At 63.3% G+C, this 25457-nt stretch carries 23 protein-coding genes; 9 read left to right on the top strand and 14 right to left on the bottom strand.

What is annotated here, in order from left to right; genetic code table 11:
* The first annotated feature begins 13 nt into the window (after positions 1 to 13).
* Positions 14 to 1387, top strand: coding sequence for a cell envelope integrity protein CreD (creD, locus tag J2Y83_RS26400; protein ID WP_253399753.1), 1374 nt, complete (start codon positions 14 to 16; stop codon positions 1385 to 1387).
* A gap of 84 nt (positions 1388 to 1471) precedes the next feature.
* On the opposite strand, the gene J2Y83_RS26395 is transcribed toward creD, so the two are convergent.
* From J2Y83_RS26395 to J2Y83_RS26360, 8 genes are all read right to left on the bottom strand, one after another.
* The gene (locus J2Y83_RS26395) at positions 1472 to 2101 is read right to left on the bottom strand and encodes a glutathione S-transferase (protein WP_253399751.1); all 630 of its coding nucleotides are present in this window, start codon (positions 2099 to 2101) and stop codon (positions 1472 to 1474) included.
* Between the two features lie 157 nt (positions 2102 to 2258).
* On the bottom strand, positions 2259 to 2441 hold the full coding sequence (locus J2Y83_RS26390) for a hypothetical protein (RefSeq protein ID WP_253399749.1): 183 nt from the start codon (positions 2439 to 2441) through the stop codon (positions 2259 to 2261).
* Complete coding sequence (locus J2Y83_RS26385; protein WP_253399747.1) at positions 2438 to 3541, bottom strand: PepSY-associated TM helix domain-containing protein; 1104 nt, start codon at positions 3539 to 3541, stop codon at positions 2438 to 2440. The genes J2Y83_RS26390 and J2Y83_RS26385 overlap by 4 nt, the downstream gene beginning before the upstream one ends.
* A gap of 61 nt (positions 3542 to 3602) precedes the next feature.
* Complete coding sequence (locus J2Y83_RS26380) at positions 3603 to 6029, bottom strand: TonB-dependent siderophore receptor (RefSeq protein WP_253399745.1); 2427 nt, start codon at positions 6027 to 6029, stop codon at positions 3603 to 3605.
* Positions 6030 to 6257: 228 nt separating this feature from the next.
* Entirely contained in the window at positions 6258 to 7226 is a 969-nt protein-coding gene (locus J2Y83_RS26375; protein ID WP_253399743.1) for a FecR family protein, read from the bottom strand.
* Positions 7223 to 7741, bottom strand: coding sequence for an RNA polymerase sigma factor (locus J2Y83_RS26370; RefSeq protein ID WP_253399741.1), 519 nt, complete (start codon positions 7739 to 7741; stop codon positions 7223 to 7225). The genes J2Y83_RS26375 and J2Y83_RS26370 overlap by 4 nt, the downstream gene beginning before the upstream one ends.
* A gap of 97 nt (positions 7742 to 7838) precedes the next feature.
* Complete coding sequence (locus J2Y83_RS26365) at positions 7839 to 8546, bottom strand: 3'-5' exonuclease (RefSeq protein WP_253399740.1); 708 nt, start codon at positions 8544 to 8546, stop codon at positions 7839 to 7841.
* Positions 8543 to 10465 carry a DUF294 nucleotidyltransferase-like domain-containing protein gene (locus tag J2Y83_RS26360; RefSeq protein WP_253399738.1) on the bottom strand — a complete coding sequence of 641 codons (1923 nt, stop codon included), beginning with the start codon at positions 10463 to 10465 and terminating at the stop codon, positions 8543 to 8545. The genes J2Y83_RS26365 and J2Y83_RS26360 overlap by 4 nt, the downstream gene beginning before the upstream one ends.
* A 247-nt stretch (positions 10466 to 10712) precedes the next feature.
* Between J2Y83_RS26360 and J2Y83_RS26355 the strand changes: the two genes are divergently transcribed.
* Positions 10713 to 11159 carry a response regulator gene (locus J2Y83_RS26355; protein WP_253399737.1) on the top strand — a complete coding sequence of 149 codons (447 nt, stop codon included), beginning with the start codon at positions 10713 to 10715 and terminating at the stop codon, positions 11157 to 11159.
* 156 nt (positions 11160 to 11315) lie between these two features.
* Here J2Y83_RS26355 and J2Y83_RS26350 read toward each other — a convergent pair whose 3' ends face one another.
* The gene (locus J2Y83_RS26350; protein WP_253399736.1) at positions 11316 to 13493 is read right to left on the bottom strand and encodes a malate synthase G; all 2178 of its coding nucleotides are present in this window, start codon (positions 13491 to 13493) and stop codon (positions 11316 to 11318) included.
* A 389-nt stretch (positions 13494 to 13882) separates the two neighbouring features.
* On the opposite strand from J2Y83_RS26350, the gene J2Y83_RS26345 reads away from it, so the two are divergent.
* Entirely contained in the window at positions 13883 to 14401 is a 519-nt protein-coding gene (locus tag J2Y83_RS26345) for a glycine cleavage system protein R (protein WP_253399735.1), read from the top strand.
* 222 nt (positions 14402 to 14623) lie between these two features.
* Here the strand turns inward: J2Y83_RS26345 and rarD are convergent, their stop codons facing one another.
* From rarD to J2Y83_RS26320, 5 genes are all read right to left on the bottom strand, one after another.
* Positions 14624 to 15508 (bottom strand): EamA family transporter RarD, encoded by an 885-nt coding sequence (gene rarD / locus J2Y83_RS26340; protein ID WP_253399734.1) that lies wholly within the window; start codon positions 15506 to 15508, stop codon positions 14624 to 14626.
* A 119-nt stretch (positions 15509 to 15627) separates the two neighbouring features.
* Positions 15628 to 16602, bottom strand: coding sequence for a serine/threonine protein kinase (locus tag J2Y83_RS26335; protein ID WP_247403165.1), 975 nt, complete (start codon positions 16600 to 16602; stop codon positions 15628 to 15630).
* Positions 16603 to 16770: 168 nt separating this feature from the next.
* The gene (locus J2Y83_RS26330; RefSeq protein WP_253399733.1) at positions 16771 to 18669 is read right to left on the bottom strand and encodes a PhoX family protein; all 1899 of its coding nucleotides are present in this window, start codon (positions 18667 to 18669) and stop codon (positions 16771 to 16773) included.
* A gap of 90 nt (positions 18670 to 18759) precedes the next feature.
* Complete coding sequence (locus J2Y83_RS26325) at positions 18760 to 19524, bottom strand: TOBE domain-containing protein (RefSeq protein ID WP_253399732.1); 765 nt, start codon at positions 19522 to 19524, stop codon at positions 18760 to 18762.
* A gap of 58 nt (positions 19525 to 19582) precedes the next feature.
* Positions 19583 to 20320 (bottom strand): ComF family protein, encoded by a 738-nt coding sequence (locus J2Y83_RS26320; protein ID WP_253399731.1) that lies wholly within the window; start codon positions 20318 to 20320, stop codon positions 19583 to 19585.
* A 92-nt stretch (positions 20321 to 20412) separates the two neighbouring features.
* Here J2Y83_RS26320 and bioB point away from each other — a divergent pair, with 92 nt between their 5' ends.
* The 6 genes from bioB to J2Y83_RS26290 all read left to right on the top strand — a co-directional run bounded on the left by bioB (position 20413) and on the right by J2Y83_RS26290 (position 25375).
* Positions 20413 to 21468, top strand: coding sequence for a biotin synthase BioB (bioB, locus tag J2Y83_RS26315; RefSeq protein ID WP_253399730.1), 1056 nt, complete (start codon positions 20413 to 20415; stop codon positions 21466 to 21468).
* A 133-nt stretch (positions 21469 to 21601) separates the two neighbouring features.
* The gene (gene bioF / locus J2Y83_RS26310; RefSeq protein WP_253399729.1) at positions 21602 to 22783 is read left to right on the top strand and encodes an 8-amino-7-oxononanoate synthase; all 1182 of its coding nucleotides are present in this window, start codon (positions 21602 to 21604) and stop codon (positions 22781 to 22783) included.
* The gene (locus tag J2Y83_RS26305) at positions 22776 to 23507 is read left to right on the top strand and encodes an alpha/beta fold hydrolase (protein ID WP_253399728.1); all 732 of its coding nucleotides are present in this window, start codon (positions 22776 to 22778) and stop codon (positions 23505 to 23507) included. The genes bioF and J2Y83_RS26305 overlap by 8 nt, the downstream gene beginning before the upstream one ends.
* Positions 23500 to 24312 (top strand): malonyl-ACP O-methyltransferase BioC, encoded by an 813-nt coding sequence (gene bioC, locus J2Y83_RS26300; RefSeq protein WP_253399727.1) that lies wholly within the window; start codon positions 23500 to 23502, stop codon positions 24310 to 24312. The genes J2Y83_RS26305 and bioC overlap by 8 nt, the downstream gene beginning before the upstream one ends.
* Complete coding sequence (gene bioD / locus J2Y83_RS26295; protein ID WP_253399726.1) at positions 24309 to 24989, top strand: dethiobiotin synthase; 681 nt, start codon at positions 24309 to 24311, stop codon at positions 24987 to 24989. Before bioC ends, bioD begins: the two co-directional genes overlap by 4 nt.
* Positions 24990 to 25093: 104 nt before the next feature.
* Positions 25094 to 25375 (top strand): pyrroloquinoline quinone biosynthesis protein PqqE, encoded by a 282-nt coding sequence (locus J2Y83_RS26290; protein ID WP_253399725.1) that lies wholly within the window; start codon positions 25094 to 25096, stop codon positions 25373 to 25375.
* The last annotated feature ends 82 nt before the right edge of the window (positions 25376 to 25457 follow it).

The following is a 25457-nucleotide window of genomic DNA, read 5'->3' as shown; positions in this document are numbered from 1 at the left end:
CAGGGAGAGTCCCATGAACCGCCACCTGCTTTTCAAACTGGGCGCGATTGCGCTGTTGATCCTGCTATTGCTGATTCCATTGCTGATGATCAACGGCATCATCGCCGACCGCCAATACACTCGCGACACGGTGCTGACGGACATCGCCCGCAGCTCCAGCTACAGCCAGCGCCTCACCGGCCCGGTGATGGTGGTGCCGTACCGCAAGACTGTGCGCGAGTGGAAGCTCAATGAAAAACTCAACAAGCGCTACGAGGAGACCCGTGAAGTGCGCGGTCGTCTGTATTTCCTGCCGGAGCATTTTGAGCTCGATGGGCGGGTGCAAACCGAACTGCGTGCGCGTGGCATCTACCAGGCGCGGTTGTTCCACGCCGACAACCGCATCAGCGGGCGCTTCGTCTTGCCGGAGCAATGGGGGATCAAGGAAAATTTCGCCGATTACCGCTTTGAGCCGGCGTTTCTGGCGGTGGGTATCAGCGATATTCGCGGGATCGAAAACGCACTGACACTGGAGCTGGGCCGCCAGCGCCTGGAGTTCGCGCCAGGCACCCAAGTGGAATGGCTGGGCGAGGGCGTGCATGTGGCGCTCCCCGAACAGGACAGCAAAAAACCGGTCGCGCTGGACTTCGCCTTCGACCTGCGCCTGCAAGGCACCGAGCAACTGCAAGTGGTGCCGGTGGGCAAGACCAGCCAGGTCACACTCGCCTCCAACTGGCCGCACCCGAGCTTCATCGGCAACTTCCTGCCGGCGCAACGGAACGTCACCGACAAGGGCTTCACTGCCAACTGGCAGACCTCATTCTTCTCCACCAACCTCGAAGAAGCCCTGCGCGGCTGCCTGGCCGAACGCGGCTGTGACGACTTCAACAACCGCAGCTTCGGGGTGAACTTCATCGACCCGGTGGACCAGTACCTCAAGAGCGACCGCGCGATCAAATATGCGCTGCTGTTCATCGCGCTGACCTTTGCCGGTTTCTTCCTGTTCGAAGTGCTCAAGGGCTTGGCGGTGCATCCGATCCAGTACGCCCTGGTAGGTGTTGCCCTGGCGTTTTTCTACCTGCTGTTGCTGTCGTTGTCCGAGCACCTGGGCTTTGCCTTGGCGTACCTGATCTCCGCCAGTGCCTGTGTGTTGTTGATTGGTTTCTACGTGTGCTATGTGCTGCGCAGCGTCGCCCACGGCCTGGGGTTTTCGGCCGGGCTGGCGGCGTTGTATGGCTTGTTGTACGGGCTGTTGAGTGCCGAGGACTACGCGCTGCTGATGGGCTCGCTGCTGCTGTTCGGCCTGCTGGGTACGGTGATGGTGCTGACGCGCAAACTGGATTGGTACGGCGTGGGCAAGCGCAAGGCGGCCGAGCCGTTGGCATTCGATCTGGAGGCCGTGCAATGATCGGGTTGCGTGAGGACCAGCGGGAGCGAGCGCAGTTGGTGGCGAGGATTGTGGCGTTGTTGCCCGCGCCACCTGTGCGCAGGGTTAAACCGGCGGTTGTGTCTCAAGCATCGAAGGCCGCTGGCTGACTTCGGCGTACCAGGCGGCAAGCCGGGGGTTGGCGTCGCGCCAGTGCAGGTCCGGGTGACGGAAGTCCAGGTAACCCAAGGCGCAGGCCACGCTGATCGCGGCGATATCGAAGTGGCTGGTCAGTTCGGCAATCGCATCCGCTTCCAGCTCCGCCAGGGTGCGCCGGATTTTGTTGCGCTGTTCGTCGAGCCACGGCGCCCAGTGTTTTTCCGGTGGGCGCAGGGCGCTCTCGTAACGCACCAGCACGGCGGCGTCCATGATGCCGTCGGCCATCGAGGCCAGGGTCAGGCGGCGCCAGCGGGCCGAGCCGTCGCGCGGGATCAGCGGGTTGCCGACGTGCTGGTGGTCGAGGTAATCGAGGATCACCCGGCTATCGTGCAGCACCGTGCCATCGGCCAGGCGCAGGGCCGGGATCTTGCCCACCGGGTTTTCGTTGACCAGTTGTACATCCGGGTTGACGGGTGTCGGCATGCAGAGCTGCAGGGCCACACGGTCCTGCTGGCCGGTTTCAGCCAGCAACACGCGGACTTTGCGCACGAACGGCGAAGCGGGGTTGTGGAACAGGGTCATGCTGGGAGCGGACATAGGCATTCCTCTGGATGGGCAGTCGCTAGCCTAGAGGGTTGCGCAGTGGCTGGCGAGGGGGATTTTTGGGGTTCTTGAGGGCCTCATCGGGGGCAAGCCCCCTCCCACAGTTGGAATGCATTTCCCTGTGGGAGGGGGCTTGCCCCCGATGGCGTCCTCAGCCACGCCGCCTGAACAACCCCCAACTCCCAATGACCGCAGGAATCCCCAACCCGACCCAGCTCAGCGCATCCCACCACCCATCCCCCAGCAGCGCCGCAAACAAACCGGCCGCGCTGAGCAGGCCGATCCCCAGCGGCACGCCGAACACCTTCCAGAAACTCGACTGACGCGGCCTCATGCCTTGCCTGCCTTGCGTCTGACGACCCACAGGTAGACGCCGCTGCCGAGCACGATGAGGGTCAGCCCATCCAGCACTGCCCAGAGGATTTTCATCGGCATCCCGCCGTAGTCGCCGAAGTGCAGCGGCTGCGACATGCCCATCGCGTCCATGTACCACGGCCGTTTGGCGATGGCGGTGACGGCCAGCGTGCTGGCGTCGATCAGCACGGGGGTGAGCAGGTGCGCGGTCAGGTGGGTGCTGCCCTTCATGAACACGGCGTAATGGTGCTCGCTGGAAAAGCGTGTGCCGGGAAAGGCGATGAAGTCGGGCTGCATGCCGGGCGCGGCCTCAGCGGCGATTTTGAGCAGATCGCTGGCCGGTGCGCGCTGGGTCAGCGGCGGGGCGTGCTTGTACGGTTCGACCATCGCGCTGAGGCTGTCGGTGCGCCAGGCGGCGATGATCAGATCGGCACAGGCGCTGATCACGCCGGTCACGCCGACCACCAGCGCCCAGGTCAGGGTGACCACGCCGATCAGGTTATGCAGGTCGAGCCAGCGCAGGCGGGTGGACTTGTCCTGGCGCACGGTGGCGAATTTCAAGCGGCGCATGAACGGCAGGTACAGCACCGTGCCCGAGACAATCGCGAGCACAAACAGAAGGCCCATGAACGCCAGCAGCCACTTGCCCGGCAGGCCGGCGAACATGTCCACATGCAGACGCAGCAGGAACAGGGTCAAGCCGCCGTTGGCCGATGGCATCTCGACGGCTTCGCCGGTGCGCGCATCGAGCATGAAGGTGTGGGAGGCGTTGGGCTCGGTGCCGGCGGTGGCGGCCATGATTGCGATCACGCCGTTTTTGTCGTCTTCGTCCCAGGCCAGGTACTGCAGGGCTTCGCCGGGGCGATGAGCCTGGGCCTTGGCCACCAGTTGCTCAAGGTTCAGTTGTGGCGTGTCGGCAGGCATCGACTGCAGCGCGGGTTCGTTGCCCAGCAGGTGATCGATCTCGTGATGGAAAATCAACGGCAGGCCGGTGAGGGCGAGCAGCAGCAGGAACACGGTGCAGATCAGGCTGGTCCAGGTGTGGATAAAGGACCAGCGGCGGATGGTTGTGCTTTTCATTTGTTGGCCTTCAGACACGCCACAGCCGCCCCTGGGGACGGCTGGCGGTTAACGCAGTCGGTCACCACTGGTAGGTGGCACTGGCCACGACGCTGCGTTGGTCGCCGAAGTAGCAGTAGCTGCCATCGCAGGTCGACAGGTAGTCCTTGTTGAACAGGTTGGTGGCGTTCAACTTCACCGAGGCACCTTTGAGGCTGTTGTCCAGGCGGCCGAGGTCGTAATGCACCGCGCCGTCGAACACCGTGTAGGCATTCGCCTTGCCCAGCCAGGTGTTGGCCTGGTCGCCATAGGTATTGCCGGTGTAACGGGCACCGAAGCCGATGCCGAAACCGTCGAGCACGCCGCTGTGCCAGGTGTAATCGGTCCACAGCGAGGCTTGCTGATTGGGCATCAGTTGCAGGCGGTTGCCTTTGTAGGTGCCTGTTTGCACCTCGGACTTGGCCAGGGTGTAGGCGGCGATGACCTTGAGGTTCTCGGTCACGTCAGACACCGCTTCCAGCTCCAGGCCCTTGACCTTCACTTCGCCGGCCTGGTCGGTGATCGACTGGTTGCCCGAGCCGATTCGGGTCACCAGCACGTTTTTCTGGGTCAGGTCATAGACCGCCGCACTCAGCAGCGTCGTGGAGCCGGGCGGCTGGTACTTGATCCCCAGTTCCCATTGCTGGCCTTCGGTGGGTTTGTACGATTTGACCGGGTCGACGCTGGCGTTGCTCGCCGGTTGGAACGATTCGGCGTAGGACAGGTACGGCACGAAGCCCGAATCGAAGACATAGCTCAGCGCCGCGTTGCCGCTGAAATTCTTGCTGCGATCCGTGTTGGTCGCATCCAGTTTGTTGAAGTAGGTGGTGCCCTGGTGCACCCAGTCTTCGCGTCCGCCGAGGGTCAGGCGCCAGTTGTCCAGGGCCATCTGGTCTTGCGCGTAGAGGCCGGTCTGTACGGTTTTCTGGTTGTAGTCGTAATACGCATCGCCGGTCGGGCGGACCGTGGGCCCGGTGTTGACCGGGTTGAAAATGTTGATGCTCGACGCTGTACCGTAGATCGTCCGGAAGGCGGTATCGGTGCGCTGGTGATCCAGGCCGAGCAACACGGTGTGGGTCACGTCGCCGGTCGTGAAGTCAGCCTGGAAGTGGTTGTCCAGCGCAAGCTGACCGATGTTCTCGTCAACGTTGGTGGTCGAGCGGGTGATGGTGCCCGCCGCGTCAGCCGGGGAGTAGGCATAGGAACCCACGGTCAGTTGCTGGAACGACAACTCCGACTTGGTGTAGCGCAGGTTCTGCTTGAACTGCCAGGTGTCGTTGAAGCGATGCTCGAAGGCATAGCCCAGCGCGTAGTAGGTGCGGTCGTAAAATTCATAGTCCGGATCGCCCAGGTTCTTGTGGTGGGAGACCTCGCCCAGGGCCGATTTGATCTTGGTGCCCTGGATCGGCAGGAACTGGCTGGTGGTGCCGGTATCGTCGCGGGTGAACTGCGAGAGCAGGGTCAGCTGGGTGTCGGTGTCGATGTTCCAGGTCAGGCTGGGGGCGATGTTGTAGCGCTTGTTGTCGATATGGTCGACCTGGGTGCCGGCATCCCGTACCACGCCGCTGACGCCGTAAAGGAACTGGCCTTCATCATCGATCTTGCCGGTGCTGGCGAAATTGATTTGGCGATAGTTGTCACTGCCGTATTGCACTTGAATGGCATGGTTCGATTCCGCGCTGGGACGCCGGCTGACCATGTCCAGCAGGCCGCCCGGCGGTGTCTGGCCATACACCGACGACGCCGGGCCGCGCAGCAGGGCGATGCGGTCGAGGTTCCAGGTTTCGGCTTTCGGGTTGGCGTACACGCCGCGTGGCAACGGCAGACCGTCGAGGAACTGGGTGGGCTCGAAGCCACGCACGCGCATCCAGTCGTAGCGGGTGTCGCTGCCGTAGCTGGCGGACACGATGCCGGGCATGTATTTGACCGCGTCGTCCAGGTTCTGCACGTTGCGGTCCTGCATCTGCTCGCGGGTGGCGACGGAGATCGAGCGCGGCGCTTCGACCAGCGCGGTGTCGGTCTTGGTGCCGGCGGCGGTACGCGTCGCCAGGTAGCCTTGCACCGGGCCCCAGGCACTTTCAGCGTCGCCCTGGGCAACGATATTGGTCTGCGGCAACGCCACGACCCCTTCCGCAATCGCCACCAGCGTGTAAGTCCCCGCGCTGCTCTGCTCCACCTGCAAGCCGGTGCCGCGCAGTGCCTCGCTCAGTGCGCCTTGCGCATCGAACTGGCCCTGCACCGGCGCGGAGGTTTTGCCTGCGGCCAGTGCCGGGCTGAGGGTCAGCGCAAGGCCGGCCTGGCTGGCGATCTGGTTCAGGGTGGCGGCCAATGGCGCGGCGGGTAGGTTGTAGACGCGCACGTTGGACGCTTGCTCGGCGGCGATCAGCACGGTGCTTGCCAGCGGGGTGCTGAGGGCAATGGCCACGGCTAACAGGCTGGGGCGCAACAAGGTGTCTAGCGTGCGGGACATGGGGCGGCTCCTGAATGGAAGTAATTCGCAATTACCCCTGTGCCGAGCGAGATTTGAAAAGTGATAGGGCTTGGGGAAAATAATTGTTGCCTGGGGCTATTCGGTGTTCTTGAGGGCCTCATCGCGGGCAAGCCCGCTCCCACATTCGACCGCGTTCAGCCAGATGTAACGGGATCAAAGGTGGGAGCGGGCTTGCCCGCGATAGCAATATCCCAGACACCGCCGGACCTAGGGCCTACCCTTCACCGTCACCCACCACGGCGTGCGCTGCTCGATCTGCACCGGCAGGGTCGGCAGCAGCGCGTTCAGCGCCAGAGTGGTGTCGTGCAGCGGGAAGCTGCCGGTGATGCGCAGGTCGGCCACGCGGTTATCCACACCCAGGTGGCCACGGCGATAACGGCTCAGTTCCTCGACCACATCGCCCAGGCGGGCGTTGTCCACCACCAGCATGCCGCGGGTCCAGGCGTCGGTGCCTGGGGTGACGGCCAGCAGCGGGCCGAGGCCGTCGCTGCGCATCAGCACTTGCTGGCCGGCCTTGAAAATCTGCTCCTGATGCAGCGCCTCGGGTTGGGCGGCCACCGCCGATTGCAGCACGCTCAGGCGCGTGGCGGCGTCCTCGCGCTTGACGATAAACCGCGTGCCCAGCGCGCGCAGGCTGCCGTCGCGGGTTTGCACATAGAACGGGCGCGCATCGTTGTGGCCGGTTTCGACGAGGATTTCGCCTGCCTGCAACACGATCAGCCGGCGGTTTTCATCGAAACGCACATCGATGGCGCTGTGGGTGTTGAGGTTGATCTGCGTGCCGTCCGCCAGTGTCAGCGTGCGTTGTTCGCCGGTGGCGGTGCGTTGATCGGCCAGCCAATAGTCGAGCGGCCCATAGCGTTCAGCGGCAAACAAGGCCAGGCCGCACACCAGCGCGATACTCGCCAGGCCGCTGCCGAGTTTGCGCACACGCTGGCGAATGCCTTCGCGTGACTGCAACAACGCCGCGCGCGCTGGGCCAGAGGCCACGCTGAAACGCTGGTCGAGCAGGCCCAGTTGGTGCCAGGCGCGGGCATGTTCGGCATCGCTGGCCAGCCACTTGGCGAATTCCTCCTGTTCCACGGTGCTGCCGTCGCCTGAGTCGAGGGACAGTTGCCAGGCAATCGCCGCATCCAGCACCCGGGCCGCCACCGGTTTGCAACTGACCGCGCTCATAACGGCTCGCCATACAGCGCGATGTAGCACTGGCGGATGCCCTGGGCCAGGTACTGGCGCACGCGCGGCACCGACACGCCGAGGCGCCGGGCGATGTCGGCGTGGCCCAGGCCGTCGATACGGTTGTAGAGGAACGCGGCGCGGGCCTTGCTCGACAGTGTGCCGAGCAGGCGGTCGATGGCCTTGAGGTCTTCGAGGATCAGTTGCTGGTCTTCCGGCGACGGGTGTTCGCTTTCCGGGATCAGCATCAATTCGCTGAGGTAGGCCTGTTCCAGGGCGGCGCGGCGGAAGTAGTCGAACAGCAAGCCCTTGGCGATCGCCACCAGAAAGGCGCGCGGCTCGCGGGGTTCGCGCAACCCGTCGCGGCCGAGCAGGCGCATGAAGGTGTCCTGGCTCAGGTCTTCGGCGCGGCTCGGGCAGGCCACGTTGCGTCGCAGCCACGCCAGCAGCCAGCCGCGATGGTCGCGATACAACGCGCCAACGAGCTCACTGTGGGGGGGCTGGACCGACGACAAGGCATCACCGAATAAACAAGTTTAAAATAACGAGAATTATTCGCGATTGTGTCAGAGGCGTGGAGCCGGCGCAATTGGCGTCTGTCGGGAGACGCTATTAAAACGAGTGCGCTTGTTTACGCCGTTTCCATTGGCTCAAACGTGCTTGCAGGGCGCGTGGCGTGTCGATGTGCTGCTGGCGCGCGCGGCTGAGCAGGATGAGCATCAGTTCCGCTGTGGCCAGGGCGTCGGCGCTGGCGTGGTGGCGTTCGCCTACCTGCAGGTGGAAGTGGTCGATCCAGTCATCCAGCCCGGCTTCGCGGATCGGCGCCTCGGGGCACAGCAGCGGGGCGATATCGGCCACGTCGAGGAACGGATGGGCCAGGCGATAACCCAGGCTGTCCTTGAGCGCTCGACCCAACATGTGTTGATCGAACGGCGCATGGAAGGCCAGCAAAGGGCTGTCGCCGACGAAGTCCATGAAATCCAGCAGCGCATCCACTGGGTCACTGCCGGCGGCGAGTGCACTGGGGCCGAGGCCATGGATCAGCACGGCGGGGTTCAGTTTTGTTTCGGCGCGTTGCAGCGTGCGCTCGAACATTTGCGAAAAGTCCACCGCGCCGTCCTCGATCACCACCGCACCGATGGACAACACTTGGTCGCGGTTCAGGTTCAGGCCGCTGGTTTCCAGGTCCAGCACCACCCAGCGCTGGCTGCGCAAGGCAACGTCGCCCAGCGCGGCAGGCAGGGGCAATTGCTCCAGGCGCTGGCGTTGCGTTGCGTCGAGATGGGGTTTGGCCGTGCGCAACCAACCAAACAAATTCACAGCTGGTACCGCACGGTCAGGCTGCTTTGCAGGCGCTGGGCCTGGCGCAGGGATTCACGCAGGATGCGCCGGTCCAGGTGGTTGAGGCTATCGGGGTCGACGCGGTTGGAATACGGCAGGTTTTCCCGCGTTTGCAACTGGTGCTGCTGCATGCGGGTTTGCTGGATAAAGTGATACGCCTCTTCATAGGCGGCGCCATCCAGCGGCTCGATCACCTCCTTGACCACCAACTGGCGCAAGCGCTCCAGGGTGTTGATGGCGTGGACGTCGTTGGCCAGGGCCAGCAGGCGCGCGCCGTCGACAAAGGGCGTCAGGCCTTGCACCTTGAGGTCGAGGGTGGCTTTTTCGCTGCCTTTGCGCGTCAGCACGAACTCGCGGAAGCGGCCCACCGGCGGGCGTTGGCGCAAGGCGTTCTCCGCCAGCATGCGCTGGAACAGGCGGTTATCCGCGACCTGATCGAGAATGCCCTGGCGCAGTTGTTCACAACCCTGCTCATCGCCCCACACTACCCGCAGGTCGAAATAGATGGTCGACCCCAGCAGGTTCTCCGGCGTCGCTTCGCGGATAAACGCCGCAAACCGTCGCGCCCATTCGGCCCGCGACAGGCACAGCTCGGGGTTGCCGGCCATGATGTTGCCTTTGCACAGGGTGAAGCCGCACTGCGCCAGGCTCTGGTTGATCTGCTGCGCGAGGGGCAGCAGGCGCGCGCGAATCTCAGCCGCTTCGGCGGCGTCCTTGGCGTCGAACAGGATGCCGTTGTCCTGATCGGTGTAGAGCGTCTGCTCGCGCCGGCCTTCGCTGCCGAAACACAACCAGGTGAACGGCACGCCGGGGTCGCCTTTGTCGGCGAGGGTCAACTCGATGACCCGGCACACGGTGTGATCGTTGAGCAGGGTAATAATGTGGGTGATCTGGGTCGACGACGCACCATGGGCCAGCATGCGTTCCACCAACTGGCCGATCTCACCGCGTATCGCCACCAGGTTTTCCACCTTGGGTGCATTGCGGATGGTGCGGGCCAGGTGGACCAGGTCCACACGCTGCAGGGAAAACAGGTCGCGCTCGGACACCACGCCGCACAGGCGATGGTCTTTGACCAGGCACACGTGGGCGATATGCCGCTCGGTCATGGCGATGGCGGCATCGAAGGCGCTGTGGTCCGGCGTGAGGAAGAACGGTGCGTGGGTCATGTGCGCGTCGATCGCGAGGGTGAAATCGCTGGTGCCGTCGGCCACCACCTGGCGCAGATCGCGCAGGGTGAAAATCCCCAGGGGCGCCTTGTGCTCATCCACGATCACAATGCTGCCGACCTGTTGCTCGTGCATCAGCGTCACCGCTTCGCGCAGCGGCGTATCCGGGCCGCATGTCACCGGGTGGCGCATGGCCAACTCGCCCAGGCGGGTATTCAAGGAGTATTGGGTGCCGAGGGTTTCCACGGCTTTTTGCTGCACTTGCTGGTTGACCTGATCGAGCAGGCTGCTGACGCCGCGCAAGGCAAAATCGCGGAACTCGCTGGACAGCGCGAACAGCTTGATAAACGCCGGCTTGTTCAGTTGCAGGCAGAAGGTGTCTTCGGCGGCCTTGTGCTCGGTGCGCGTCGCGCGTTCGCCCAGCAGTGCCGCGAGGGGGAAGCACTCGCCGGTGGCAATCTCAAAGGTGGTTTCGGCCGAATCCGGCCGCTCGCCGACAACCCGCCCCTGCTTGACGATATAGAAGTGCTCCACCGGCCCGTCCGCCGGCTTGAGGATGCTGTCGCCGGGGCCGTAAAAGCGCAATTGGCACTGCTCTACCAGGAACGCGAGGTGCGCGTTTTCCATTTGGTTGAACGGTGGGAAGCGTTGCAGGAACTGCAAGGTGCCGTGGATGTTCTGCAACACCGCAGTTTTTCCCGCCTGGGCGAATGCATCAGCTTTACTCATAACTATGACCGCGATGTTTTTGTCGTTATCGTTCTGCATGGTCGACTCCTGCACGGCGGGTGCCCATTGGACGTAAGTCTAGGTCGATGAAAATGGCGCATAACTAGGGAAAAACCTTACACGACAATCGTCTAAACCCCGTAGAACGCCCACTAGGCAAACTTTCCGACGAAGGGCACATTGTTCGGCCTTCCGCAGATGTCTGACGGGTGTGCAGGGAGATTGATGAGAGCTAGCTGAGAACCGTATGTCCGACCACGATATTTTGAGTGATGCCGAGCGCGAGGCGCTGAGCGCCGTGATGCTGGAGCCTGATTTACCGCCACAACGCGTGTTGATTGTCGACGACGACAAGGACGCGCGCGAACTGCTGGCGGAGATCCTGGGGCTGGACGGTATTCGCTGCATGACCGCCGAGAGTGGTGACGCGGCCTTGAAACTCTTGGAATCGAGCCGCTCCATTGGGTTGCTGATCACCGACCTGCGCATGGAGCCGAGCAATGGCCTCCAGTTGATTCGCGAAGTGCGCGAATCCGAGCGCGCGGCGTTGCCGATCATCGTTGTGTCCGGGAACGCCGAAGCGCTGGATGTGATCGATGCGATGCATTTGAGCGTGGTGGACTTTTTGCTCAAGCCGATTGATAGCGTGAAGTTGGCGAAGATGGTGAAGCGGGAGTTGGGGATGGTCTCCTGATTTTTGCGGTGTATGTAAAGGCCTCATCGGGGGCAAGCCCCCTCCCACAGGATGTACGCGGTCAACTGTGGGAGGGGGCTTGCCCCCGATGAGGCCATTCCGGTCACCACAAGCCTCAAAGAAAAAGCCCTGATCGCAAGATCAGGGCTTTTTCATTTACAGGCCGTTTTTAGCCTTGAACTCCCGACGCCTGCGGTGCAACACCGGCTCGGTATACCCATTCGGCTGTTTGGTGCCTTCAATCACCAACTCCACCGCCGCCTGGAACGCGATGTTGCTGTCGAAATCCGGCGCCAGTGGGCGATACAGTTTATCCCCGGCATTCTGACGGTCCACCACCGGCGCCATGCGCTTGAGGCTTTCCATCACCTGGTCCTGAGTGACCACGCCGTGGCGCAGCCAGTTGGCGATGTGCTGGCTGGAGATGCGCAAGGTGGCGCGGTCTTCCATCAGGCCGATGTCGTTGATGTCCGGCACTTTCGAGCAGCCGACGCCCTGGTCGATCCAGCGCACCACATAACCGAGGATGCCCTGGGCGTTGTTGTCCAGCTCGTTGCGGATTTCTTCGTCCGACCAGTTGGGGTTGCTGGCCAGCGGAATGGTCAGGATATCGTCCAGCGACGCACGCTCGCGCTTGGCCAGTTCGGCCTGGCGCGCGAACACGTCGACCTTGTGGTAGTGCAACGCGTGCAGCGCAGCCGCCGTCGGCGACGGCACCCAGGCGGTGTTGGCGCCGGCCAGCGGGTGGGCGATTTTCTGTTCGAGCATCGCCGCCATCAGGTCGGGCATGGCCCACATGCCTTTACCGATCTGCGCACGGCCTTGCAGGCCGGTAGCCAGGCCGATATCGACGTTCCAGTTTTCGTAGGCGCCGATCCATTTTTCCGTCTTCATCGCGGCCTTGCGCACCATCGCGCCGGCTTCCATGGAGGTGTGGATTTCATCGCCGGTGCGGTCGAGGAAGCCGGTGTTGATAAACACCACGCGCTCGCTGGCGGCCTTGATGCAGGCCTTGAGGTTGACCGTGGTACGGCGCTCCTCGTCCATGATCCCGACTTTGAGCGTGTTGCGCGGCAGGTTCAGCACGTCTTCGATGCGGCCGAACAGCTCGTTGGTGAACGCCGCTTCTTCCGGGCCGTGCATCTTCGGTTTCACGATGTACACGGAACCGGTGCGGCTGTTCTTGCGGCTGCTGTTGCCGTTGAGGCTGTGGATCGCCGCCAGGCTGGTGAGCAGGCCGTCGAGAATGCCTTCCGGTACTTCGTTGCCGTTTTTGTCGAGGATCGCGTCGATGGTCATCAAGTGGCCAACGTTGCGCACGAACAGCAGCGAGCGACCGTGCAGCGTCACGCCCTGGCCGTCCACGCCGGTGTAGACGCGGTCGGCGTTCATGGTGCGGGTGAAGGTCTTGCCGCCCTTGGCCACTTCTTCGGCCAGGTCGCCTTTCATCAGGCCGAGCCAGTTGCGGTAGATCACCACTTTGTCATCGGCATCGACAGCGGCGACGGAGTCTTCGCAGTCCATGATGGTGGTCAGCGCGGCTTCCATCAGCACGTCTTTGACGCCGGCCGCGTCGGTCTGGCCGACTGGGGTGCTGGCATCGATCTGGATTTCGAAATGCAGACCGTTGTGCTTGAGCAGGACCGCAATCGGTTGGGCGCTGTCGCCCTGGAAGCCGATCAACTGGGCATCGTCGCGCAGGCCGCTGTTGCTGCCGCCTTTGAGACTGACCACGAGTTTGCCGTCAACGATCTTGTAGCCGGTGGAATCGACGTGGCTGCCGGCGCTGAGCGGCGCGGCTTCGTCGAGGAAGGCGCGGGCGAAGGCGATGACCTTGTCGCCGCGCACCTTGTTGTAGCCCTGGCCCTTTTCGGCGCCGTCGGCTTCGCTGATGGCGTCGGTGCCATACAGCGCGTCATACAGCGAGCCCCAGCGCGCATTGGAGGCGTTGAGGGCGAAACGGGCGTTCATCACCGGCACGACCAGCTGGGGGCCGGCCATGCGGGCGATTTCGTCATCGACGTTTTGGGTCGAGGCCTGGAAGTCTGCGGCTTCTGGCAGCAGGTATCCGATATCTTGCAGGAAGGCTTTGTAGGCCACCGGGTCATGCGCCTGGCCAGCGTGAGTCTGGTGCCAGGTGTCGATCCGCGCTTGGAAATCGTCGCGTTTGGCGAGTAGGGCTTTGTTCTTCGGTGCGAGGTCGTGGATGACCTTGTCGGCACCGGCCCAGAACTGGTCGGCAGTGACGCCGGTACCGGGAATGGCTTCGTTGTTCACGAAGTCGAACAGGACTTTGGCGACCTGCAGGCCACCGACTTGAACGTGTTCAGTCATTGCTTGCCTCACTCTACGGAGCTTATGCGCTTTTCAGCTTTTCAATTTACCAATGAAGCCTCTGGCCATTTAAACCGCAGGCACGCTGCGCCGGTACATGCCTGTGAAGGCGGCTGGGCAGGCTGTGTCGCGGAGCAAGGTTGCCGTGGCAGACATCGACCCAACGTTTATGTAGTGCGCGATTGCGCATACTACATGATGACTTGCGGTTGTGAAAATTAGACTAAATACGTCGTTTAGCGACCCACTTTGGTCGTATGGTCACAGTGGGGTATCGGATGTTCTCAAGAAAGCGATGGATTGTTCCAGATAAATATAAAAATGGTACACGATTTGTCTTCGAGGGCATCTGCGTCCACCTTGTAGATTGAATTCCAGAGGGCTTCGCCATGGACCATCTTGTACTCACTATCATTGCCGCCGACAAACCCGGCCTGGTTGAACGCATCGCGCAGAACATTGCGGCCCACGGCGGCAACTGGCTGGAGAGCCGCATGGCGCACATGGCCGGGCAGTTTGCCGGGATTCTGCGGGTCAGTGTCCCCGCCGAGAACCGTCAGGCCCTGGTGAATGCACTGGAGGACTTATCCACACACGGCATCCGCGTGTTGGTGGGCGAGAGCGGCGCGGGGCAGGCGGCGGCGTCCAAACCGATCACCATGACGCTGGTGGGCAACGACCGGCCGGGGATCGTGCGTGAGATCACCGCGCTGTTGAGCAAGCAGGGGGTGAACCTCGAACGCCTGAGCACCGACGTGCGCCCGGCGCCGATGAGCGGCGACCCACTGTTCCACGCCGATGCGTCACTGGCCGTGCCGGCGGGCCTGGCGCTGGACACCCTGCAAGCGGCGCTGGAAACCCTGGCCGACGACTTGATGGTGGAGTTGGAACTGCGCAGCGAGGAATAACCACCCACAAGGTTATGCATGGAAATCTTGCATGGGCCTGTGGATAACCTGTAGAGACCCGACGCCAGGCCACACCGGCCGTGCTTCTCCGTCATCTGAGCAAAAAATGAGCAGTTTCAAGGGCTTGTACACAAATGGCGGGGATCAGGCTGTGGATAACCTTGGGGTGGATCTCTGCAAGCCAGGCAGACTGTGGCTTGCAGGGATTTGTACGTTATTTGATCAGCGTTTGCGCACTGTCAGCCACGCGTCCAGGCTGTAGACCGCCAGGCCGGCCCAGATAAAGGCGAAGGCGATCAGCGTGCTGGTTGCCAGTTGTTCACCAAACAGCAGCACCGCTTCGAGCAGCACCAGGGTCGGTGCCACGTACTGCAAAAAGCCCAGGGCGGTGTAGGGCAAGTGCCGTGCGGCGGCGTTGAAACACACCAGCGGAATCAGCGTCACCGGGCCGGCGGCCACCAGCCACCAGGCTTCGGACGTACTCCAGAATGCCAGTTGCGCGCTGTGTGCCGAGGGGTTGAACAGCAACCAGGCGACGGCGATCGGTACCAGCATCCAGGTTTCCACCACCAGCCCCGGCAGCGCCTTGACCGGCGCCTGCTTACGGATCAGGCCGTAGAAGCCGAAGGTCAGCGCCAGCACCAGCGACACCCACGGCAAACTGCCCACCTGCCACACCTGCTGCGCCACACCCACCGCTGCCAGCCCGACGGCGACCCATTGCAGGCGGCGCAGGCGTTCGCCGAGGAGCAGCATGCCGAGCAACACGTTCACCAGTGGGTTGATGTAGTAACCCAGGCTGGCTTCGAGCATGCGTCCGCTGTTCACCGACCACACATAGGTCAGCCAGTTAGCCGCAATCAACGCCCCGCTGAGGGCCAGGATCGCCAGGCGCCGGGGGTTGTCGCGCAGTTCGCGGAACCAGCCGGGGTGTTTCCAGACCATCAGCAACAGCGTGCCGAACAGCGCTGACCACAGCACGCGATGCACGATGATTTCGGCGGCGGGGACACTGGCGATGGCTTTGAAGTAGAGCGGGAACAGACCCCAGATGACATAGGCACTCAGGCCCAGGATGTAGCCCTTGCGGGGGTTGGCGGCGTGCATTGCAGAATCCTTGCTTAGGCAGCTAACAAAGCGCGATTGTAAGGATATTTGTCCGCGCGTGGGGTCTGCTTTGCTTTGTGTAGGAGGGGGCTTGCTCCCTCCTACAGGAAGCGAAACCGTCAGAACAGTTTCAGCGGTTCTTCGTTGAGCGCCGATAACTGTTCGCGCAACGCCAGCACCTGATCACCCCAATACCGCTCGCTGCCGAACCACGGAAAGCTGTGGGGGAACGCCGGGTCATCCCAGCGCCGTGCGAGCCAGGCGCTGTAGTGCATCAGGCGCAAGGCGCGCAGCGGTTCGATCAGCGCCAGTTCACGCGGGTCGAAATCGTGGAATTCCTGGTAGCCGTCCATCAACTCCGACAACTGGCCCAGACATTCCTGACGGTCGCCGGCGAGCATCATCCATAGGTCCTGTACGGCGGGGCCCATGCGGCAGTCATCGAGGTCGACGATGTGGAACATCTCGTCGCGGCACATCATGTTGCCGGGGTGGCAATCGCCGTGCATGCGGATGTTTTTGTGCGGCGTGGCCTTGTACACCTCTTCCACGCGCTTGAGCAGGTCGCGGGCCACGGACTCGTAGGCCGGCAGCAGGCTTTTGGGAATGAAGTTGCCTTCGAGCAGGGTGGTGAGGGAATCGTGGCCGAAGTTCTTCACGCCCAGGGCTTCACGGTGTTCGAACGGACGGGTCGCGCCGACCGCGTGCAAGCGCCCGAGTAACTGGCCAAGGCGATAGAGCTGGTCCAGATTGCCCGGCTCCGGCGCCCGGCCGCCACGGCGCGGAAACAGGGCGAAGCGGAACCCGGCGTGTTCGAACAGGCTGGCGCCGTTATGGATCATCGGCGCGACCACCGGCACATCGCACTCGGCCAGCTCGAAGGTAAAGCTGTGTTCTTCGAGGATCGCCTCGTTGGTCCAGCGCTGCGGCCGGTAGAACTTGGCGATCAGCGGTTCTGAGTCTTCGATGCCCACCTGATACACGCGGTTTTCGTAGCTGTTGAGCGCCAATACGCGCGCATCGCTGAGGAAGCCGATACTTTCGACAGCATCGAGCACCAGGTCGGGGGTGAGTGTTTCAAACGGATGGGCCATGCAAACTCCTGCGCGCAGCAGGGCGCCGCGTCCGGCCGGGTATGGTAACGCACCGGGCTTGAGATAGGGGGCGGCTGTGGCATTGCTATCGGGGGCAAGCCCCCTCCCACATTTTGATTTGTGAATACCTTCAACTGTGGGAGGGGGCTCGCCCCCGATGGCGGTCTATCAGGCCCCAACAATCCCCCCATCATCCCGCCGAATCGCCATCACCGACGACCGCGGCTTACCATTGGGCAGATGCTCCGGCCAGGTCGAACCACCGGTTTCCCCCGGATGCTGAATCCCCACGAACAAGGTCTTCTGATCCGGCGAGAAGCTGATCCCCGTCACCTCGCACGCCACCGGCCCGACCATGAAACGACGGATTTCCCCGGTGCTCGGGTCGGCGCAAAGCATCTGGTTATTGCCCATGCCGGCGAAGTCGCCGCTGTTGCTGTAGTCGCCGTCGGTCAGGATCCACAGGCGCCCGGCTTTGTCGAAACCCAGGCCGTCGGGGCTGTTGAACATGTTCTGCGGGTTGATGTTGGACGAGCCGCTCTTCGGCGTACCGGCATGCACGCCGGGGTTGCCGGCGACCACAAACAGATCCCAGGTGAAATCGGCGGCGCCGTGGTCATCGGCATTGGCTTTCCAGCGCAGGATCTGGCCGTAGACGTTTTTCTCGCGTGGGTTGGGACCGCCGACCGGCTGGCCGTCTTCGCCACGCTTGGCGTTGTTGGTCAGGGTGCAATAGACCTGGCCATCGGTGGGGCTGACCACGATCCATTCCGGGCGGTCCATGCGTGTGGCTTTCACCACACTGGCAGCCAGGCGTGCGTGGATCAGCACTTCGGCCTGGCTGGCAAAACCTGTGCTGGCGTCGATGCCGTTTTTGCCGTGGGTCAGCTCGACCCACTGGCCTTTGCCCTGGGGGTGGTCGGCGTTGCCGTCGCCGGCGTCGAAGATCGCCACAAACAGCGTGCCGTGGTCGAGCAGGTCTTTGTTGGCCTTGGGGTTCTGGTGGTTGATCGGGTCGCGGCTGACGAACTTGTAGATGAACTCGCCGCGCTCGTCGTCGCCCATGTACACCACGGCGCGGCCGTCGCGGGTTTCCGCCAGGGCCGCATTTTCATGCTTGAAGCGGCCGAGGGCGGTGCGTTTGGCGGGTGTGGACTGCGGGTCGAACGGGTCGATTTCCACCACCCAGCCATGGCGATTGAGCTCATTGGGGTTCTTGGCCATATCGAAACGCGGGTCGTGCAGGTGCCAGTTGATGTCTTTGCTGGCCGCGACCACGCCGTAGCGCTTTTGCCCGGCGTCGAAGGCTTGCTGTGGGTTGCTGCTGCCGAAACAGTCGGTGAAGTTCTCTTCGCACGTCAGATAAGTGCCCCACGGCGTCTTGCCGTTGGCGCAGTTCTGGAAGGTGCCGAGGGCTTTCTTGCCGGATTTGTCGGCGCTGGTTTTCAGCCAGTCATGGCCGGCCGCCGGGCCGCTCAGGCGGATCGGCGAGTTGCCGTGGATGCGCCGGTTGTAGCGCGAGTCCTGGACGAACTGCCAGGTGTCGCCCTGGCGGCGCACTTCGATCACCGACACACCTTCACTGGCCTGGGCCTTGCGCACGTCTTCGGCCGATTGCGGCGCGCCGCCGTGGGCGAAGAGGTAGCGGTAGTTGGTGTATTCGTTATTGATCGCCATCAGCGCGCGGTTGTCGTCGCCGGGGAAGGCGAACAGGCTCATGCCGTCGTTGTTGTCACCGAACTGCTGCTCCTGGGCCTTGGCCGTGCCGTTGCCGGACGGGTCGAACGCCGGGGCGTTCTTGTGCAGCGGCTGGCCCCAGCTGATCAGCACCGAGGCGCTGTAGCCGGGCGGCAGGGTGATGCTGTCGCTGGTGGCGGCGGCGATGCTGGCGAACCCCAGCAGCGGGCTGGCATTGGCGGCATTCACGGCCAGCGCGCTGCGGCTCAGCAGGTTGCCGCCGAGGAACATTGCGGCACCGCACAGGGCACCGGCGCCGATGAAGCGGCGGCGGGTGAGGCCGACCATCTGTTCGAGGTCGGTGGCTTGGTTTTCTTCTAATAGGCTCATGTCAGGCTCCCTGCGGTTTTTGCAGACACCATAAGGAGCGGGCATGACGAAATTGTTGCAGTTTGACGGCGGGCGCAGCAGTGCTACCGCCTAGACGGGCGTGCCGAGCAACACATTGCTCGGGGCGAATTGCACCTGGATCGGTTGGCCTTCGGCGGCGCCCAGGGTCTTGAGCGCGTGGGGCTGGGCCAGGGCGCAAAGTACCTGGCCGTTGGGCAGGGCGATTCGCACTTCGCTGGGGCCGTCCTCGGCGTCGAGAATGGCGTCGACGCTGCCGATCAGGCAATTGTGTCCAGGTGTTTCGGGGTGCTCGCTGGCGCACACTTCCAGCCAGCCGGCCTTGATCAGGGCGACCACTTCAACACCGGCTTCCAGCTCCAGCCGTTGCGTGCTGTCGTGGGTGATCTGCGCGGTCAGGGTCAGGCCGCCGGCCAGTTGCAGGCGGATCAGATCATTGCGGCCGTGAGGCTCGATGGCGACGACCTGGCCATGCAGCTGGTTGCGCGCACTGGTGCGCAGCATCAGGCGGCCCAACAGGTTGAAGTCACTGGCGGCTTCGTCCGAGCCGAGCACTTCGGCCTGTAACACTTGCAGGCGCTGATAGAGGCGCAGTACGCGCTCACCTTCGGCCGTCAGCTTGGCGCCGCCGCCGCCCTTGCCGCCAACGCTGCGTTCCACCAGCGGTTTTTGCGCGAGGTTGTTCAGTTCGTCGATGGCGTCCCAGGCGGCCTTGTAGCTCAAGCCGGCGCTCTTCGCCGCGCGGGTGATCGAACCCTGCTCGGCGATATGCGCCAGCAAGGCGATGCGCTGGGGGCGGCGGATGATGTGTTGGCTGAGGGAGGTCGGCAGAGACATGGGACTACGCTTCGATGAGATGAACGGAACGTTGCGGGCAAGGCCGGGCGGAGTCAAGTCAGGTGCCCGGTTTGGGCGTGCGGGCCAGGCAGTACACGTCAACCTGCCGCGCCCCGGCGTCCATCAACAGGCGTGCCAGGCTGTGGGCGGTTGCGCCGGTGGTGAGCACGTCGTCGACCAGCGCAAAGTGGCGGTCGTGTACCGGTATGTCGCGCGCCAGGGCGAAGGCGCCGCGCAGGTTGCGTTGGCGGGTCTTGGCGTCGAGCGCCTGTTGCGCGACGGTTTCATGGGGGCGTAACAACAGGTGTTCATCGTAGGCAATGTGCAGCTCGGCGCTGAGCCAGCGCGCCAGCATCAGCGCCTGGTTATAGCCGCGCTCGCGCAGGCGTTTGCGCGCCATGGGCACCGGCAACAGGCAGTCGGGGCGCGGCAGTTCGGTGTTGTCGAGGCGGTGTTGCAGGTGGCGTCCGAGCAAACGGCCCAGCAGATGCCCGAGGGGCCAGCGCGCCTGATGCTTGAACCGGCTGATCAGCGTGTCGATGGGGAAGCTGTAGGTCCAGGCGGTGATGACCTGTTTAAAGGCCGGCGGGTGTTTCTGGCACTGGCCGCAGATCAGACCGTCCATCGGCAAGGGCAGGGCGCAGACCTCGCACTGCTCCATCAGCCAGGGCAGCTCGGTTTCGCAGACGTTGCACACACAATCGGCCGACTCAGTGACCTCGTCGCAGATTAAACAGTGCTGTATGTTTTTTGACCATATGTAAACTTGGTGTTTGTGTCCAGGTTGACAGTGCATGAATCTTCCTTAAATATGCCGAGCATCCGTGTCGTGTCTGTGGGTATTGCCCTTCCCGCAGCGCTTGCCAAAGCATAATCAAGGAATCGCCCATGAGCGCCCGCTCCACTGCCACCCTGCGTCACGATTGGTCCTTAGCTGAAGTCAAAGCACTGTTCGTGCAACCGTTCAATGACCTGTTGTTCCAGGCGCAGACCGTGCATCGCGCGCATTTCGATGCGAACCGTGTGCAGGTGTCGACGCTGTTGTCGATCAAAACCGGCGCCTGCCCGGAAGATTGCAAATATTGTCCGCAGTCGGGCCACTACAACACCGGCCTGGAAAAAGAAAAACTGATGGAAGTGCAGAAGGTCCTCGAAGAGGCGGCCCGCGCCAAGGCCATCGGTTCGACCCGCTTCTGCATGGGCGCGGCGTGGAAACATCCGTCGGCCAAAGACATGCCTTATGTGCTGCAGATGGTCAAAGGCGTGAAGGCCATGGGCCTGGAAACCTGCATGACCCTCGGCCGTCTCGACCAGGACCAGACCGAAGCCCTGGCTCAGGCCGGCCTCGACTACTACAACCACAACCTCGATACGTCGCCGGAATTCTACGGTTCGATCATCACTACCCGCACCTATGCCGAGCGCCTGCAAACCCTGGCCTACGTGCGTGATTCGGGGATGAAGATCTGCTCCGGCGGCATTCTCGGCATGGGCGAGTCCCTCGACGACCGCGCCAACCTGCTGATCCAACTGGCCAACCTGCCGGAGCATCCGGAATCGGTGCCGATCAATATGCTGGTGAAGGTGGCCGGGACGCCGCTGGAAAACGCCGAAGACATCGACCCGTTCGACTTTATCCGCATGCTGGCGGTGGCGCGCATTCTGATGCCGCAATCCCATGTGCGCCTGTCGGCCGGCCGTGAGGCGATGAACGAACAGATGCAGGCCCTGGCGTTCTTCGCCGGCGCCAACTCGATCTTCTACGGCGACAAACTGCTGACCACCGCCAACCCGCAGGCCGACAAGGACATGCAACTGTTCTCGCGCCTGGGCATCCTGCCGGAAGCGCGTGAAGAACACGCCGATGAAGTGCACCAGGCGGCGATCGAGCAAGCGTTGGTTGAGCAGAAGAGCAGCGAGCAGTTCTACAACGCCGCAGTTTGATCCAAATGTGGGAGGGAGCTTGCTCCCGATAGCGGTGGGTCAGTTAATGCATTTCATACTGATACGCCGCCATCGGGAGCAAGCTCCCTCCCACATTTTCTGACCGAGTTGAACCTGCCAATCCGAGGCCTGCATGTCTTTCGATCTCGCCGCGCGTCTCGCTGCCCGTCGTGCCGAACACCTTTACCGCCAGCGCCCACTGCTGGACAGCCCGCAAGGCCCGGAAGTGGTGGTGGACGGTCAACCGTTACTGGCGTTCTGCAATAACGACTACCTGGGCCTGGCCAATCACCCGCAGGTGATCGAGGCCTGGCGTGCCGGTGCGTCCCGTTGGGGCGTGGGCGGTGGCGCTTCGCACTTGGTGGTCGGGCATGCCACGCCGCACCATGAACTGGAAGAAGCCCTGGCCGACCTCACCGGGCGCCCGCGCGCGTTGTTGTTTACCACCGGTTACATGGCCAACCTCGGCGCGGTCACGGCGCTGGTGGGGCAGGGCGATACGGTGCTGGAAGACCGTCTCAACCATGCCTCATTGCTGGATGCCGGCCTGTTGTCCGGGGCGCGCTTCAATCGCTACCTGCACAACGACGCCGCCAGCCTGGCCAAGCGCCTGGAGAAAGCCACCGGCAATACCCTGGTGGTCACCGATGGCGTGTTCAGCATGGACGGCGACCTCGCTGACTTGCCGGCGCTGGCCCGTGAAACGCGGGCCAAAGGCGCCTGGTTGATGGTGGACGATGCCCATGGCTTCGGCCCGCTGGGCGCGAACGGCGGCGGCATCGTCGAGCATTTCGGCTTGACCCAGGAAGACGTGCCGGTGCTGGTCGGCACCCTGGGCAAAGCGTTCGGCACTGCGGGCGCCTTTGTCGCGGGCAGTGACGATTTGATCGAAAGCCTGATCCAGTTCGCCCGGCCCTACATCTATACCACCAGCCAACCCCCGGCCCTGGCCTGCGCCACCCTGAAAAGCCTGGAGTTGCTACGCAGCGAGCATTGGCGACGCGAGCACCTCAACAGCCTGATCCGCCAGTTCCGCCACGGCGCCGAGCAGATCGGCCTGACGCTGATGGACAGCTTTACGCCGATTCAGCCGATCCTCATCGGCGAGAGTGCCAAGGCCATGGCGTTGTCGCGGATGTTGCGCGAGCGCGGCCTGATGGTCACCGCGATCCGCCCGCCCACCGTGCCCGCCGGCAGCGCCCGTTTGCGCGTGACGCTGACGGCGGCCCACAGTGCGGCGCAGGTGCAGCTATTGTTAAACGCATTGGAAGAGTGTTTCCGCTTGTCAGGTGCCACGGAGCCCGACCATGCGTGATCGACTGATATTGCTGCCCGGCTGGGGCCTCGGCGTTTCGCCGCTGGAACCCTTGGCCGCCGCACTGCACGGCCTGAACGAACACCTGCGCGTACAGATCGAGCCGTTGCCGGCGTTGGGCTCCAGCGACCTGGATGAATGGCTCGACGAACTCGACGCGACCTTGCCGGACAACGCCTGGCTCGGTGGCTGGTCTTTGGGCGGCATGCTCGCTTCGGAGCTGGCTGCGCGACGCGGCGAGCGTTGTTGCGGGTTGCTGACCCTGGCGAGCAACCCGTGTTTCGTCGCCCATGATGGCTGGCCGAACGCGATGCCTGGCGAGACCTTCGATGCGTTCCTCGCCGGTTGCCATGCCGACTCCCAGGTCACCCTCAAGCGTTTCGGCCTGTTGTGTGCCAAAGGCGCCGCAGACCCGCGCGGGCTGGCGCGTTTGCTGGTCAGTGGGGCGCCGAATACGCCGTCGAACGTGTTGATGAGCGGCCTTGAGTTGCTGGCTCAACTGGACACCCGCGACGCCTTGATTGCCTATCGCGGCCCGCAATTGCATCTGTTCGCCGGCCTGGATGAGTTGGTGCCCGCCGAAGCCGCCAGCGACCTGCTGAGCCTGCTTCCCGATGTCGAAATCGGTCTGATTGAACAGGCCGGTCACGCTTTTCTCCTGGAGGACCCCCACGGTGTAGCGGGGGCCATCCAGGCTTTTTTGCACGAGTGCGTTGATGACTGATTTAGCCCATGCCTACCTGCCGGGCGGGTTGCCGGACAAGCGCCAGGTGGCGGCATCCTTTTCCCGTGCCGCCGCCAGTTACGACAGCGTGGCCGAGTTGCAGCGGGCCGTGGGGCATGAACTGCTGGCCCGTCTGCCGGCGGCCTGCTGCGCGCAACGCTGGTTGGACATGGGCTGCGGCACCGGCTATTTCAGCCGCGTGCTGAGCGATCGGCTGCCGGCCGGCCAAGGTGTGGCGCTGGATATTGCCCAAGGCATGCTCAACCATGCGCGGCCGTTGGGCGGCGCGCAGCATTTCATCGCCGGTGATGCCGAGCGCCTGCCGTTGCAGGCGGCCAGTTGCGGGCTGATCTTCTCCAGCCTGGCGGTGCAATGGTGCGCGGATTTCGCGGCGGTGCTCAGCGAAGCCTATCGCGTGCTGCAACCGGGCGGCGTGCTGGCGTTCGCCAGCTTGTGCGTGGGCACATTGGACGAGTTGCGCGAAAGCTGGCGCGCGGCGGACGGGCTGGTCCACGTCAACCGCTTCCGCACCTTCGAGGCCTATCAACAGCTGTGCGCGGCCAGCGGCTTCCAGGTACTGAGCCTGGAGCGGCGTGCCCATGTGTTGCATTACCCGGATGTGCGCAGCCTGACTCATGAATTGAAAGCGCTTGGCGCGCACAATCTCAACCCGGGGCGGCCGGGCGGGTTGACGGGCCGTGCGCGGGTTGTTGCACTGATCGACGCCTACGAGCAGTTCCGCCAGGCCCAGGGCCTGCCGGCCACCTACCAAGTGGTGTACGCCGTGCTGGAGAAACCGCTATGAGCGCCGCTTATTTCATCACCGGCACCGATACGGATGTCGGCAAGACCACCATCGCCGCCGGCCTGCTGCATGCCGCGCGCCTGGCCGGCAAAAGCACCGCCGCCGGCAAGCCGGTGGCTTCCGGTTGCCAGGTCACCGCCAAAGGCTTGCGCAACGCCGATGCGCTGGCGCTGCTGGCCGAGTGTTCGTTGCCGTTGAGCTACGCCGAGGTCAACCCGGTGGCGTTCGAGCCGGCCATCGCGCCGCACCTGGCCGCGCGCGAGGCGGGCGTTGCGCTGACGGTGCAATCGCTGCTCAAACCGATGCAGCAGATCCTCGACCGAAAAGCCGATTTCACCCTGATCGAAGGCGCGGGCGGCTGGCGTGTGCCGTTGGCCGATCAGGACAACCTGTCCGACCTGGCCATGGCGCTGCAGTTGCCGGTGATCCTGGTGGTGGGTGTGCGCCTGGGTTGCATCAACCATGCGCTGCTCACGGCCGAAGCCATTGCGCGCGACGGTCTGTCGCTGGCCGGTTGGGTGGCGAATATCATCGAGCCGAAGACCTCTCGTCTGGAAGAAAACCTCGCCACCCTGGCCGAACGCTTACCCGCGCCGTGCCTGGGGCGGGTGCCCAAACTCAAGCACGCCGGCAGCAACGCGGTGGCCGAGTACCTGCACTTGGACCTGCTTGACTGATTTTGGCTATCGGCAAGGCATTATGCCATTAGTGTTTTTGACGGGCCTTTTGCCAGGATGTCTGCTTCAATTCAACTTCACGATTCTCTCAGCAGGTCCACGCCATGGAAATTTCTGGCAGCAGCGCGTTTTATTCAGGCCTGAGCACGATTCAAGCCGGGCAGAGCCGCGTCGACCAGGCCGCCGGCAGGATTGCCAGCGCCGCCACTACCCAGCCGTCGGACGCCCAGAGCGACTTGCTGCGGGCCAATGACCGCGCCCAGCCGAGCAACTCGGCGAGCAATATGGTCGAAATGGCCCAAGGCAAGTTTCAAGTGGAGCTGGGCGCAAAAGTCGCCAAGGCTTCCGATCAAATGCTCGGCACGTTGATCGACACCTTCGCCTGACCTCCCTATGGCAATGCGGTGTACCCGGTACACCGCGAGCGCCGACATCGTCTGTTTTTTCTGATAACTCTTGTGGCACCTC

The sequence above is a fragment of the Pseudomonas marginalis genome, assembly GCF_024169655.1.
Taxonomy (GTDB): domain Bacteria; phylum Pseudomonadota; class Gammaproteobacteria; order Pseudomonadales; family Pseudomonadaceae; genus Aquipseudomonas; species Aquipseudomonas paraveronii.
The sequence above is the reverse complement of the archived record's forward strand: the minus strand, read 5'-3'. Positions and strand labels throughout refer to the sequence as shown.

What these genes read in the sequence shown, in the direction of transcription:
- J2Y83_RS26305 (WP_253399728.1), top strand. Translation starts at nt 22,776, where the DNA reads ATGCGTGATCGACTGATATTGCTGCCCGGCTGGGGCCTCGGCGTTTCG.
- J2Y83_RS26350 (WP_253399736.1), bottom strand. Translation starts at nt 13,493, where the DNA reads ATGACTGAACACGTTCAAGTCGGTGGCCTGCAGGTCGCCAAAGTCCTG.
- bioC (WP_253399727.1), top strand. Translation starts at nt 23,500, where the DNA reads ATGACTGATTTAGCCCATGCCTACCTGCCGGGCGGGTTGCCGGACAAG.
- J2Y83_RS26355 (WP_253399737.1), top strand. Translation starts at nt 10,713, where the DNA reads ATGTCCGACCACGATATTTTGAGTGATGCCGAGCGCGAGGCGCTGAGC.
- J2Y83_RS26360 (WP_253399738.1), bottom strand. Translation starts at nt 10,465, where the DNA reads ATGAGTAAAGCTGATGCATTCGCCCAGGCGGGAAAAACTGCGGTGTTG.
- J2Y83_RS26290 (WP_253399725.1), top strand. Translation starts at nt 25,094, where the DNA reads ATGGAAATTTCTGGCAGCAGCGCGTTTTATTCAGGCCTGAGCACGATT.
- J2Y83_RS26395 (WP_253399751.1), bottom strand. Translation starts at nt 2,101, where the DNA reads ATGTCCGCTCCCAGCATGACCCTGTTCCACAACCCCGCTTCGCCGTTC.
- bioD (WP_253399726.1), top strand. Translation starts at nt 24,309, where the DNA reads ATGAGCGCCGCTTATTTCATCACCGGCACCGATACGGATGTCGGCAAG.
- J2Y83_RS26320 (WP_253399731.1), bottom strand. Translation starts at nt 20,320, where the DNA reads ATGCACTGTCAACCTGGACACAAACACCAAGTTTACATATGGTCAAAA.
- J2Y83_RS26385 (WP_253399747.1), bottom strand. Translation starts at nt 3,541, where the DNA reads ATGAAAAGCACAACCATCCGCCGCTGGTCCTTTATCCACACCTGGACC.
- J2Y83_RS26345 (WP_253399735.1), top strand. Translation starts at nt 13,883, where the DNA reads ATGGACCATCTTGTACTCACTATCATTGCCGCCGACAAACCCGGCCTG.
- J2Y83_RS26390 (WP_253399749.1), bottom strand. Translation starts at nt 2,441, where the DNA reads ATGAGGCCGCGTCAGTCGAGTTTCTGGAAGGTGTTCGGCGTGCCGCTG.
- J2Y83_RS26325 (WP_253399732.1), bottom strand. Translation starts at nt 19,524, where the DNA reads ATGTCTCTGCCGACCTCCCTCAGCCAACACATCATCCGCCGCCCCCAG.
- rarD (WP_253399734.1), bottom strand. Translation starts at nt 15,508, where the DNA reads ATGCACGCCGCCAACCCCCGCAAGGGCTACATCCTGGGCCTGAGTGCC.
- J2Y83_RS26335 (WP_247403165.1), bottom strand. Translation starts at nt 16,602, where the DNA reads ATGGCCCATCCGTTTGAAACACTCACCCCCGACCTGGTGCTCGATGCT.
- J2Y83_RS26380 (WP_253399745.1), bottom strand. Translation starts at nt 6,029, where the DNA reads ATGTCCCGCACGCTAGACACCTTGTTGCGCCCCAGCCTGTTAGCCGTG.
- J2Y83_RS26330 (WP_253399733.1), bottom strand. Translation starts at nt 18,669, where the DNA reads ATGAGCCTATTAGAAGAAAACCAAGCCACCGACCTCGAACAGATGGTC.
- creD (WP_253399753.1), top strand. Translation starts at nt 14, where the DNA reads ATGAACCGCCACCTGCTTTTCAAACTGGGCGCGATTGCGCTGTTGATC.
- bioF (WP_253399729.1), top strand. Translation starts at nt 21,602, where the DNA reads ATGTCTTTCGATCTCGCCGCGCGTCTCGCTGCCCGTCGTGCCGAACAC.
- J2Y83_RS26375 (WP_253399743.1), bottom strand. Translation starts at nt 7,226, where the DNA reads ATGAGCGCGGTCAGTTGCAAACCGGTGGCGGCCCGGGTGCTGGATGCG.
- bioB (WP_253399730.1), top strand. Translation starts at nt 20,413, where the DNA reads ATGAGCGCCCGCTCCACTGCCACCCTGCGTCACGATTGGTCCTTAGCT.